This window comes from Puniceicoccus vermicola, assembly GCF_014230055.1.
Lineage (GTDB): Bacteria > Verrucomicrobiota > Verrucomicrobiia > Opitutales > Puniceicoccaceae > Puniceicoccus > Puniceicoccus vermicola.
Genome location: NZ_JACHVA010000099.1, coordinates 1 through 11750, shown reverse-complemented (window position 1 = coordinate 11750; position 11750 = coordinate 1). Strand labels below are relative to the sequence as shown.

Genomic DNA, 11750 nt, shown 5'->3' with positions numbered 1-11750 from the left:
GAAGTCACCGTGGATGGCAAGCTCGGCGACTGGGACCTTTCCGGTCAGATCGAGATGTTTGTGTTCCAGTCTCTTCAGGACAAACAAAATGCCAAGTTTGCCATCATGTACGATGCCAATGCGCTCTATCTCAGCGGAGAGGTGCGCGACCCTACCCCAATGATGAACCGGCACAACCCCGATGTGACGGGGGATAAGGGCTGGGATGCAGATTCTGCACAATTTCGCATCACAGTCGATCCTTCGAGAGAATATCCTGAAGAAGAAAGCGCCTTTAAGTATAGCCGAAACAAGGAACTTGTTGATTCGAGGGATGATATCAAGCACCTCACACTTTGGTATTACACCGACAAAGACCTGCCAGTTCTTCAGCTATATAAAGGCATGTCCTACCGTCCGGAAAATCCGGATTGGGGCCGTTTCAGCATTGCCCCCGAAGAGAAATTTCAGTCGGCCTATATTCCCACACCCGACGGCAAAGGCTATACCTTTGAATACCGGGTCCCCTGGACCACCCTGGGCGTCGAAGCTCCGCCTCGTGGCGGTGACGCGGTGGCGGGATGTGGTGGCGGGATGTGGACGGACATCTGGAAATGACAGACTTTATTAAAGCAGGACGACTGCTGGAACAGAACTAAATTGAGTGAAATAAAAATGGAAATAAAAGAGAAACCAATAAGTAGAATTGAATTTGACAACACCAGTATAGAACTGGTTACGCATAAGGGCTGCCTGCGCTCGATTGGCGCAGTAACCGTCAATGGGACGCATTTACGCAATGCGCAGGTGCCTTTTCTGCCCTGGTTCGATAGCTATCAGGGCGAGGTCTTTGACCGCTTTATGTTGCTCAGTGTCGCGCAGGACGGCGACGTGACACGCGTGGAACTCCAAACAGAAAGCAACTCGGACTTTCCGTTCCGTGAACGGCGCGATTGTTCCGGTGATCTGTGTTTTCGAAACCGTTCTTTCGATGCACCGCCACTAAGTGTGAAGCTGGCGATTTGCTTCAAGCCTGCCGCCGCCGAAATCGGAAGGCGGGTCTTTAGTGGGTTTACCTACTGGTTCGAATACACGGGCGAAGCCTGCCCGATTCACCGGTTGCTTGATCGAGGATCCTGGGAGTTGGGTGGCAATCTTGACGATGTTAATCTGGTCTGTCGCAACTGGCTGACCCCGCCACGGATGCGGATCGCTCGTGAGACGACCTACTCAACCGTCGGTCTCGACAACTGGGCAAACCTGCTGCCCGGTAATATGTGGGCGCGCTGGAGCTTGCTGCCGGGTTTCGACATGCAATACGGGCAGGAAGGAATTCTCGTGGGCTGGTTTGATCAAGTCAGTCTGGTGCGAACCACCCTCGAGAGCAATACCGGCGAGGATGCCATTCGCATCAACGATTTTCATTGGTTCGAACAGAGTGGGCAGATCTCCACTAACCCGAAAACGATTTTGCATTGCCCGGATATTCTCGAGCATACTGCCGCACTCAACCTGTGGACAGAACTACAGGATCGTGATCGCGAGATGAGCCAGCGCCAGTTCGGCATCCCCGAGGAAGAGCCTCCGCGGCTCACGCTTAGCGAGAATGTCTGGAGCGGATTTAACTTCGACACCACTTACGAGCATGTGCTAGAGACCGCTGCTGAATTCGGCATGGACCAGATCTTTGTCGATGTCTGCTGGGAACAGGGAGAGGCGCTCAAGGAGAGCCTTGCGGCGGTAGTTCCGCTTGAAAAACAGAAAGGGACGATCTTTGAGAAATACCAACATCGTAACATGTGTTGTGTGCTCGATTTCAAAGTCGCCGCAGCCCATGGCGGCGAAGCGGCGCTCAAACGGCTCTGCGACCGAGCATCCGGCAAAGGCGTCAAGGTCATTTCATGGATGGCAGCTCACGTGCATCCACACAGCGTCATCGTCGACGGTCCGCAATGCCTCGAGGATGCCCATGCGGATGTTCCGAGCCGTGAGCATTTCAAGCACGGGATGAATGGCGCCATTGCGGGACAGGAATCGGGACGGCATCCCTGGACGGGTTACCCTAATTCCTGCTGGACGCTCAACCTGAACAGCCCCGTATATGACTATCTCTGTGAAAACCTGCTCGGCGTCTGTGAGCGGACGGGATTGAGCGGTTATCTCTGGGATAGCTACTCGAACTTGGGGTGGTGGCAGGTGGATTACTCCGACGGATCAATGCGCCCGCAGTTTGACAGGATGGCCGGGCTCTATGCCGAGATGGCGCGCCGCGGACTCTATGTCAAACCCGAGGCTCTCGTCGCCTTCTCCAGCCATAGTTGTTGCGGTTTGCACGGTGGCAACGTCTATGCCGGCGACCTTTTAGGCTACTCCTACGACACGACCATCGACCTGAACAACACGGGCATCAGCAATGAAGCATTGCTCTCGGGCGAGGTTTCCCCCGAACTGGTCTTCCGCTGCTTTGCGCATCGCAGGGTGCCAAGTCTGAGACTACATCAGGTGCCGCGGGACAAGTGGAATGAAACATCCGTGGCGACCATGAAGAAGTATTTCGCCATGTACAAGGCCGCCCGTGGAATAATGAAGCGTCGCACGGTCCTTGCCGACGATGCCGGGGTTCTTTGGGAAGGCGATCAGGGTGAACAACTGCTCTGGTCCTTTATAGAAGGGACGTGGACCGAGGGACAACCGGTCGAGTTGTTGACCGGACGGTCAACAGAGGAACGGAGGCTAGAGCCTTGGAGAGTTTACAGAATCGAGGCAATATGACGCAGAAGATAGGTCAGACAGGGGTTTTTCACCTTGATAATGATGCATATCGATTCAACTTAACTCCAACATTCTATCAGGATAAGCAATGCAGTCCTGTCTCCCGTCATCTCTAACAGAACTCAATTATAAGGAATAAAAATGGATTGGTTTTCAGAAGCGCGATACGGAATGTTTGTTCACTATGGCCTGTTCATTCTGCTGGGACTGGGCGAATGGGTCATGAACCGGGAGAGGATTGTCCCGGCCGAATACCGTAAACTCGCCGAGTAATTCACGGCCGCGAAATTTGATGCGGAAGCACTGTGCGACCTGGCAGTCGCAGGAGTCATGAAGTACGTAAACCTGACCACCATGCACCACGAAGGGTTCCACCTCTACGACACTGAATTGTCCGATTTCAATTCCATGGCCGCATGCGGTCGGGACCTGGTGGAGGAATTCGACCGCGGCCCGGGATCGGGACCTGAAAGTGGCACTCTATCACAGTCTGAACAACTGGATGGATCAGCCGGATTCATGCGATGCTTTGGAAAGCAAGGACGCCTATGAGGAATTCATCGGCAATACCTTTGAGCGAATTCGGGAGCTGGTCACAAGATTCAATTCCGTGGATGTCCTCTGGTACGACGGCTGGTGGCCGTTCAATTCCAAGCAATGGAAGGCGGAGGAGATGAATGCGCATGTGGGTTCTTTTTGTCCTCATTTGGAGGCTTGCGCAAAGTCTACGAATACCGATGGCCAGACCTTCGATTCCAAGAAAGCGGGACTGCACCTTCAGTTTGACATCCGGCCCTCATCTCCCCATGAATACCTTCATCGTCGCATCCATCCCAACCCAGAAACCGCTCCTCGTATTCATTCATGCAGTCTACTATTTTAACCCAATGAACAGGAATTCCATGAAAACCATCTCCAAAATATTTTTACTCTCCTTATTCGTGACCGGAAGCGCATCTGCTGCCTTGCTTATGGACTTTGCGGGAGGAGGTTCTAGCACGAATCCTAGTTACACTTTTACAATGTCAGACTTGACGACGACTCCCTCGAGGAGCGGTGTTCAACCAAGTAATGATTTACTTTTAAGCGGAACCTTGGCGGGTGTGACGGGTACGATTGACGTTACAGTACAGGCACTGGCATCCTTCACCATGACGGGGGTCGACATTTCGGATGAGACGAATGCTAATGGTATTTCTGCAAATTCTAATAGTGGCTGGGGTGTGAATCCTAATAGTCCCTTAAATAATATTGGTCCTGATACGATGCTGGCTTTCACCTTCGATTTAGGAAGTGCTGACTTACCTGCGGGGTTCGAATTAGCGATTACTCGAATCCAAACGGGAAATCAAGGGACGATTACTGACATTCGTATGGTAGTCGATGGTATTTCTGACACTGAATACATTACAACTGCCACCGCCAGTGGTTCTCCTTATGATGGAGAGGGTTTTGATTTTTTCCCCGGGACTCAAATTGCTAATGGTACTCGGGTGGGTTTTGCTCTGGGAGCAGGAGAAACTGACGATTTTCGTTTGGATGAAATGACATTATCTTTAGTCGCCGTTCCAGAACCCTCAAGTCTTGCATTGATGTATATTGCATCACTGGCAGGCCTCGGTTATTTTCGTAAACGCAGATAAAACCGGACGAGCTGGATAACCGCCCGTTTCCGAACATCGTAAAAACCTATTTCTGGTTTTCCGAGCTTCGGAAACGGGCTTTTTTAACCAGCCATCACTCACCCCCGCCGATCTCGATTGTTCCATGGGGAATTATCGAACCCAAATGGGCCTATACTTACATCACTGGGGGGGACTACCCGAAAGGCACTAGTTTAAGCTGCCTTGCGACTGATTTTTCTTCTGGCGAATCCGGTTTTTGAGTTTTTGCCTAGGCCGGGGCGAGTCTTTTGCTTGTTTTAAGAGCAATTTTATCCCGCACACACCCTTAATCTAATGCCATCCCCCCATACCCCGCCAGGGGTACAATATCCGAAAGCTTCCCATAATCAGGCCTCGACAAAACTACTCGAGAACCACATGAAAAACACCGTCCTCCAGCGGTGCACTTTAACCCGCAAAATGACATGTATAAACAATGATAAACATGAACGATCAGTTACTCTTTGATGCCGAAGCAGCCGCTCGTAAAGTTATCAAAAAAAGTTTCACTCCTCGAGGGTTATGCGCGTCCTCTGATGGTTACTCTCAGGTCTGGGCTCGAGACACAATGATCACCATGCTAGGTGCTTCTATCAATGGAGACGACGCTGTCCTCAACTGCTTAGATGTTTCGATTGAGACGCTAGGTGCTCACCAAGATAACTTTGGACAAATCCCCTACCTTGTCCATTGTGATAGTGGTCAAACGGAATGGGGATCCTCAGATGCCAATGTTTGGTGGATTCTCGGTGTCGCCATAGCTCATCAACATCATGATTTATCGTGGAGGAAGAAGCAAGCTCAGCGAATCGTCAAAGCATTAAACTGGTGTGAGGGAATGGAGATACGTAAGAATGATCTCATGATTTCCACTGAAATGATCGATTGGGCTGACTTGATGCCAAATAGAGATCATGTGTTATTCCCAAATGTACTTTACTCTACCGCGCTTCGAGTTGGCGCAGAGCTACTAGAAGATATTCTTCCTAACGATGCTGCTAGGTTTCGAGAAAAATCAAAGCAAGTGCGACAAGCCATCAGAAAACTTTTTCTCGTCGCCGAGAACGTCCCCACAATGGACAAGACACACTTCCAATTGCGAACCATGATTCATGCTCAATTAAGACACAAGCCTTACTTTCTACCTTGGGTGAGCCAATGCGACTGGGGAGAGCACTTTGACACAACAGCGAATTTAATGACCATCCTCACTGGCATTGCGGAAACCAATGAGACGGATCGTATTCTAGATTACATTGATGCTGTTGGCGTTAACCGGCCCTATCCAGTTCGAGTCCTTTACCCAGCCATTGAGCCTAACGATAAAGAGTGGCGTGATTACATGAAACTTTTCAACCTCAACCTTCCAAACCAATATCACAATGGTGGTATCTGGCCATGGGTGGGTGGACTTTACGTGGCAGCTCTTGTGAAAGCCAATCGTTTAGACAAAGCCAAAACCGAACTGATTCACCTAGCTGAAGCACTGCGTTTAGGCGAAGAAGAGTGGGAGTGTAATGAATGGCTTCATGGTTGTACGGGCATTCCAATGGGATACCCCTATCAGGCATGGAGTGCTGGCGTTTTCTTATATGCACTTGAGGCCGTTAAACGAGGGAAGCTAGAAGATCTCTTGATGGAATGATCAAAAGGTCATTCGTCCATACACGAAATGGACACTGAGAACATTGATAGTTGCTTTAATCTTACTAGAGTGAGAGCACCCTCCACTGATACCTCTACTCCTCAAACAGTTATCATTTCATCTCACTGGTGTCCAGTTAAGGGCAGTTTGAAACTTTGCAAATCATTCATTTTGAGTGCTTAATGAACAAAAAGGCATGTGACGCATTTGAACGTGCTGGCCGATGTCGGTCGAGTTCATTCTCAATAAAGAATGAATTCCGGACGCCTCATTTTCACCCAGATCACAGATCTCATCCATCGCGAGCAGTTCAACCGCTGCATCGCTCTGCACCCGATGCCAAGGGCAAGCAAGAGCATGAGCGCTCGCGATCAGTTTCTTGCCATGGCCTTCGCCCAAATTACCTTCCGGGAGATTCTGCGGGATATCGAAGCGTGCCTAGATGGTTGCGCCCATTGCTATGCGATGGGTATTCGCGGGAAGATCGTCCGGACCAATCTCGCCTACGCGAACGGGAATCGTGATTGGCGCGTCTACGAAGCTCTTGCCCAAATACTGATCCACAAAGCCCGCCGATTGTATGTCGAAGATTCCAACGGATTGGACATCGAGGAGATGGTTTACGCGCTCGATGCCTCGACCATCGACTTGTGCCTTTCGATGTTCCCGTGGGCTCATTTCAGGCAGACCAAAGCCGCAGTCAAGCTGCACACGATGATCGACTTGAGAGGCTCCATCCCGGTATTCATGCGCATCACCGACGGGAGCGTCCATGATGTAAGCATACTCGACGAGATGATTTTCAAGCCCTCGAGCATCTATGTCATGGATCGTGAATACGTCGATTTTGCATGGCTTTATCGCATTCATCAAGCAGGAGCATTCTTCGTCACGCGGGCCAAGAGCAACATGGCTTTCTATGTCAGTGATTCCCTTCCGGTCGACAAGGCCAGTGGTTTGCGTTGCGACCATAGTGTCGGTTTGAAGACCGCGAAGAGCAAACGGGATTACCCTGCAAAACTCAGACGCATCCGCTTCGTCGATCCAGAAACGGGCAAAAGCTTGGTATTTATCAACAATCATTTCGGCCTGTCCGCAGTGACCATCGCCAAAATCTATCCCGCTGAGCGGGATCGTTGGCATATCGTACCGAGCGGCCGGCGACATCAACAACTCTTCTTCAAATGGATCAAGCAAAACCTCAGGATAAAGGCGTTCTACGGCACCTCCGAAAACGCGGTGAAGACACAGATATGGATCGCTATCTGCGTTTACCTCATGGTGGCCTGTCTCAATAAGATTCATGGATTCGGCGAAAAACTCAGCCGGATTTTGCAAGTTTTGAGCGTCAACGCATTTCAGAAAGCACCTCTCCATCAGCTCTTTATGGATTTTTGCACAAATCTTGACAATCCCTAATTACTTAATCAGTTGACATTCAGTGACTTGCTAACTGGACAGTAGTGGTTTCATCTATTTGCAATCGAGTGCTCTCAGGTGACCTTAAACCCAATGAGAAACCATCATCTGGTTCTGATTATTAAGACGTCGCCTGCGTCTGATATTGCGGTAAACCGAATAAGTTGAAATTCAGGATTGAATACTGCATAGGGAGGAAAAGGATCAACCCATGAGAAAAACAAATATTCTCTGGATTATGACGGATCAGCACAACGCCGACTGCCTGTCCTGTTTGGGACATCCTGTGCTGCGCACGCCGCACATCGACAGTCTGGCGGCTCGCGGTACCTGTTTCACACAGGCGTACTGTCAGTATCCCCAATGCACCCCGTCGCGGATCAGCATGCTGACGGGGCAATACTGCAAGACCAGCCGGCAGTACGGATTTCTAGGTAATATGGGCGGTGAGCCTGCGCATTTGATGAACCATTTTCGTGATCATGGCTGGAAGACCGGTGCGGTGGGGAAGTTTCACGTTGATCCATTGGGAATGCACTTCGTTCCCGATTTTTCAGCGCCTACCATGTCTATCGACTGGTTCCAGGCCCAGCCGTCCGATAATCATTACGGAGCCTATTTGGAAAAGCACGGTCTCTCCTATCCGACCCATGAGACCCACGGCGGCCAGGGCGATCCGCCCCGCATGCCTGAAGAACCCTCCGCTCCCATGCGCTCTGATGTTCCCTATGAACACAATCTGGAACGGTGGACCGCTGACCGCACCATGGACTTCATCAGTGACTGCGCGGAAAAAGAGGAGCCGTTTATAGCCTGGATGTCGTTTGAGCGTCCGCATAAACCCATCAATATTCCAAAGGATGAGGAAGACCGCATTCCGCTCGACCGCATACCGCTGGATCCGCCCGAAACCGAGGAGCAGCTTCTCCTCCTGCCGCGCATCTGCATTGAGGGGCGGATGGATATCTGCTCGGATACCTGGCAGACCCCGGACAACTTCCGCGAGGTGGTGCGGCGGTACTACACCATTATCGAAATGATCGACGACCAGGTGGGGCGCGTTCTGGCTAAACTTGAGGAACTGGGTTTGGCGGAAAATACCGCGATCGCCTTTTGTTCTGACCATGGCGACATGGCGGGACGCAAGAGGATCTTTGACAAGTGTCTGCATGCCAGCAGCAATCAGCTGGTCCGTATTCCCCTTCTGCTCGTTCCGCCCCGCGGGCAGGGTCAAGAAGGACAGGTGGTTGATGCCCCAGTCGAAAACATCGACCTCTACCCCACCTTCTGCTCCTGGGCAGGACTGGACACGCCCGCGCACGTGGAAGGACATGATTTGGCTCCGGTCTGCACCGGCAGGGAATCCGCCGATCCGCACCGTCCCGCCTTCTGTGAAAGCTATTTCCGCCGCGCCGTGGTGAAAGACGGCTGGCGTCTGGTTCATCACGTAGGGGGCAGTGTCCACGAGCTGTATCATATTGCAGAGGATCCGCTCGAATACGAGAACCTCTATCTGCGATCCGGTCATGCGGAAAAGGTGGATGCGCTCAAACATGAGCTGATCCTGTTTCTATCCGGCCCCCATGATGAAACCGACACGGCATCCATTGAGAATGCGGTTCTCTCAACGATTGAGAGGCGCCGGAAATTCACCCATCAAAATCTGCACCGTAATGGTACAGAGAGCGGTCCTTACTTTATCTGCGGTCGAGCCATTCATGCGTTGGAGTGGAAGCACTGGACCCTCTTCTACCGCGTAGATACCCGGGAGCATATGATTTTCAGCAAAAGCGATGAGGAGCGAAAAGATAACCTCTATGGCACACCGCAGGGCTGGGTTTTCGGCGAAATGCAGGACAAGCTGATCGACATGCTGGTTGAACAGCATCCGGCCCTGACCTGGTGGGAACCTGAACCACTGGGAAGCGAAATGCCTACCCCCAGTCAGGTCCGGGCTTATCTCAGTTTACCGCTTATGCAGGAATAAATAAATCAGAGAGGCGGCCCTACAGGCCTTTGTCGTTGGTTTTTGTTTGGTACCCAGCCCTTCGGACTGGGCTGTGGGGAGCCACCCGTTCCGGGCTGAAGAATCAGGGCCTAGGGTCAGCCCGGAATGGCAGTAAGTTAAGGGGTTTTGCCAGGGGTAAATGAGTGAAAATCAGGGAGGGTTTGGTAATGGTTATCAATGACAAAATATCCAACCAACACCACGCCCTTGTTCCCTGATTTTCACCTTCCAACCTTACGGAGAACACCCTGCCTTCCGCCCAACCCTCCGCCTGGAAGAGCCCCCGGAACTGGACCAGTCTAAATGTTAGTCCGGCAGGTTTCTGGTTGTTGTAGCTTTTGTTCTTGTTGATTGGTTTGCCGCGCTGAGATAGTCCAGCCCGCCGTGTGGATGTACCGTATTATATTCTTCACGCCAGTCCGCGATGGTCACCTTGGCATCGAGTTCGTTGATGAACCAGTTGCGGTTTAGGCATTCTCCATGGAAACGATTATGGAAGCTTTCTACGTAGGGATTCTGCCAGGGAGAACCCGGTTCGATATAAACCGTATCGATCCGGCGGGATTGGACCCATTGCCGAATCGATGCGGCTATGAACTCCGGCCCGTTGTCGCTCCGTATATGGCGGGCGCCTTCCGTGGCGCTTGCAGGCCGCATCCAGCACCTCCAGAACCTTTGCTGAGGAGATCTGAAGATCCACATGGAGGTCGATACAGTAACAGGTGGCTTCGTCCACCAGACTGAGGATCTTTACGCTCTTGCCGTTCTCAGTCGTGTCAAAGATGAAGTCCCAGCTCCAAACGTCATTGGCTTTCTCCGCCGCTACTACCATTGATTCGGCCGTGGAGGTGCCTCTCGGCCTTTTCTTCTTGGTGAAGCGTTTTCCTTGTAGCCCTTCAGCCCTGCGCAGACGCTGGACTTTCTTCCGGCTCACCCGCCAGCCCTCGCGCACGAGCAGTGCCCTGATCCGGCGATAGCCGTAGCACGGATGCTTCAACGACAGTTCGCCGACTCGTTCCACCAGAGCCTTCTCGTAATCGGACTTCGACAAACCCCGATAATAGTAGCTCGAACGGGCAAGCCCGAGATAGCGACAAGCCCGGCGCATCGAGCACGGCCCCTCTTCAAGGACCGACGCCACCGTTCTTCTCTTGCGCTCCGGGCTTACCATTTTTTTGAGTTTATCTCCTTCAATACTTCTATGTTCAAGGCCTGGTCGGCAACCAACGCCTTCAGGCGGCGATTTTCATCCTGTAGTTCTTTGAGCTTGCGCGCGTCCGACAGCTCCATGCCCGCATACTTACGCCTCCAACGATAAAACGTCTGATCGGTGATCTCATGCTCGCGGCACAAGTCGCTTACTGACGTTCCCGTTTCAGAGGCCCGCAGAATACGCATGATCGATTCTAGGCTATGTCTTTTTTTTGGTTCATCGTCATTTCCCGGGGAAAGCATGCTTAATCTTGAGGAAGAAGTATTCCGTATCCCTGAAGCCATAAGCGGTTCTTTTGATGACCTTGATCTTGTTGTTCATGCCCTCGAGCACGCTGGTGTTGAGTGGGTATTTGGCTGAGGCTATGATTCCACGGAGGTAGGGTCTGAGTTTATCAGCGAAGGCGAGCAGGGGTTTGATTTTGGACTCACGGCACATCCTCCACCATGTGCGCCAGCGTTTGAAGGCGCCCCAGATGCTTGAGCTTCGCCATAGTTCTTTGAGCTGTTCTTTCAGGACGTAGACTTGAGCCAAGGATTGGTTGGCATTCATCAGCTCTTCGAGCCTGACAAGTTCTTCTTCATTGAGGTTGTCCTTGTTCTTTAGAAGTAACCATCGGCTACGTTTGACCGCTCTGCGAGCCGACTTGTTCTGCCTTAGTTCATTGGCCTGATCCACGCGGACTCGGTCGATGACTTCACGGCCGTATTTGGCAACGACATGAAAAAGGTCGTAGACGACTTCCGCATTCGGGCAGTGCATCTTCACCTCCAGGTCAAAGGCGCTGTTCTGATCCATCGCGACCGCTTCGATTTGATCGCAGTGTTCGCCCAGTGATTCAAAGAAGGGGCGTATGGATTCGCGACTGCGCCCTTCACCGATCCAAAGCACTTGCCGAGTGTCCGCATCGGCTACGACGGAGGCGTAGCGGTGCCCCTTGTGCAATGCGAACTCATCCATGACCAGAGTTCTGAGCGAACCGTAATCGACTTCAGGCAACTCCCGAACCAACCTAGCTTTGTCAATGCGTTTGACGGTGTGCCAAGGCAA

The 11750-nt window shown here is 51.8% G+C and carries 11 protein-coding genes and 1 pseudogene; 8 read left to right on the top strand and 4 right to left on the bottom strand.

Features of this window, described 5'->3' with window-relative positions:
- Positions 1-9 precede the first annotated feature (9 nt).
- The 8 genes and pseudogenes from H5P30_RS12170 (at position 10) to H5P30_RS12130 (ending at position 9466) form a co-directional block, all read left to right on the top strand.
- Positions 10-597 (top strand): sugar-binding protein, encoded by a 588-nt coding sequence (locus tag H5P30_RS12170; protein ID WP_185693202.1) that lies wholly within the window; start codon positions 10-12, stop codon positions 595-597.
- A gap of 42 nt (positions 598-639) precedes the next feature.
- The gene (locus H5P30_RS12165; RefSeq protein ID WP_185693201.1) at positions 640-2751 is read left to right on the top strand and encodes a hypothetical protein; all 2112 of its coding nucleotides are present in this window, start codon (positions 640-642) and stop codon (positions 2749-2751) included.
- A 141-nt stretch (positions 2752-2892) separates the two neighbouring features.
- Positions 2893-3183: pseudogene (locus H5P30_RS22505) on the top strand (alpha-L-fucosidase); the annotation flags it as partial.
- Positions 3137-3634 (top strand): alpha-L-fucosidase, encoded by a 498-nt coding sequence (locus H5P30_RS22070; RefSeq protein WP_343075443.1) that lies wholly within the window; start codon positions 3137-3139, stop codon positions 3632-3634. The pseudogene H5P30_RS22505 and the gene H5P30_RS22070, both read left to right, overlap by 47 nt.
- A 19-nt stretch (positions 3635-3653) precedes the next feature.
- Positions 3654-4394: a PEP-CTERM sorting domain-containing protein gene (locus H5P30_RS12145; RefSeq protein WP_185693198.1), complete on the top strand. Its 741-nt coding sequence runs from the start codon at positions 3654-3656 to the stop codon at positions 4392-4394.
- A 466-nt stretch (positions 4395-4860) separates the two neighbouring features.
- Positions 4861-6060, top strand: coding sequence for an amylo-alpha-1,6-glucosidase (locus H5P30_RS12140; RefSeq protein ID WP_185693197.1), 1200 nt, complete (start codon positions 4861-4863; stop codon positions 6058-6060).
- Between the two features lie 252 nt (positions 6061-6312).
- Entirely contained in the window at positions 6313-7479 is a 1167-nt protein-coding gene (locus tag H5P30_RS12135; RefSeq protein WP_185693196.1) for an IS4 family transposase, read from the top strand.
- Positions 7480-7690: 211 nt separating this feature from the next.
- Entirely contained in the window at positions 7691-9466 is a 1776-nt protein-coding gene (locus tag H5P30_RS12130) for a sulfatase family protein (RefSeq protein WP_185693195.1), read from the top strand.
- Positions 9467-9793: 327 nt separating this feature from the next.
- On the opposite strand, the gene H5P30_RS22665 is transcribed toward H5P30_RS12130, so the two are convergent.
- The 4 genes from H5P30_RS22665 to H5P30_RS12115 form a co-directional block, all read right to left on the bottom strand.
- Positions 9794-10027: an integrase core domain-containing protein gene (locus H5P30_RS22665; protein ID WP_354587808.1), complete on the bottom strand. Its 234-nt coding sequence runs from the start codon at positions 10025-10027 to the stop codon at positions 9794-9796.
- Positions 9978-10658 (bottom strand): IS3 family transposase, encoded by a 681-nt coding sequence (locus H5P30_RS12125; protein WP_185693194.1) that lies wholly within the window; start codon positions 10656-10658, stop codon positions 9978-9980. The genes H5P30_RS22665 and H5P30_RS12125 overlap by 50 nt, the downstream gene beginning before the upstream one ends.
- Positions 10652-10942: a transposase gene (locus H5P30_RS12120; protein ID WP_281388066.1), complete on the bottom strand. Its 291-nt coding sequence runs from the start codon at positions 10940-10942 to the stop codon at positions 10652-10654. Before H5P30_RS12120 ends, H5P30_RS12125 begins: the two co-directional genes overlap by 7 nt.
- A partial coding sequence (locus H5P30_RS12115; RefSeq protein WP_185691362.1) for an ISL3 family transposase occupies positions 10923-11750 on the bottom strand: 828 nt, incomplete at its 5' end. The genes H5P30_RS12120 and H5P30_RS12115, both read right to left, overlap by 20 nt.

Coding starts and splice junctions, on each gene's coding strand:
- H5P30_RS12145 (WP_185693198.1), top strand. CDS start 3,654: ATGAAAACCATCTCCAAAATATTTTTACTCTCCTTATTCGTGACCGGA.
- H5P30_RS12140 (WP_185693197.1), top strand. CDS start 4,861: ATGAACGATCAGTTACTCTTTGATGCCGAAGCAGCCGCTCGTAAAGTT.
- H5P30_RS12135 (WP_185693196.1), top strand. CDS start 6,313: ATGAATTCCGGACGCCTCATTTTCACCCAGATCACAGATCTCATCCAT.
- H5P30_RS12130 (WP_185693195.1), top strand. CDS start 7,691: ATGAGAAAAACAAATATTCTCTGGATTATGACGGATCAGCACAACGCC.
- H5P30_RS12125 (WP_185693194.1), bottom strand. CDS start 10,658: ATGGTAAGCCCGGAGCGCAAGAGAAGAACGGTGGCGTCGGTCCTTGAA.
- H5P30_RS12120 (WP_281388066.1), bottom strand. CDS start 10,942: ATGCTTTCCCCGGGAAATGACGATGAACCAAAAAAAAGACATAGCCTA.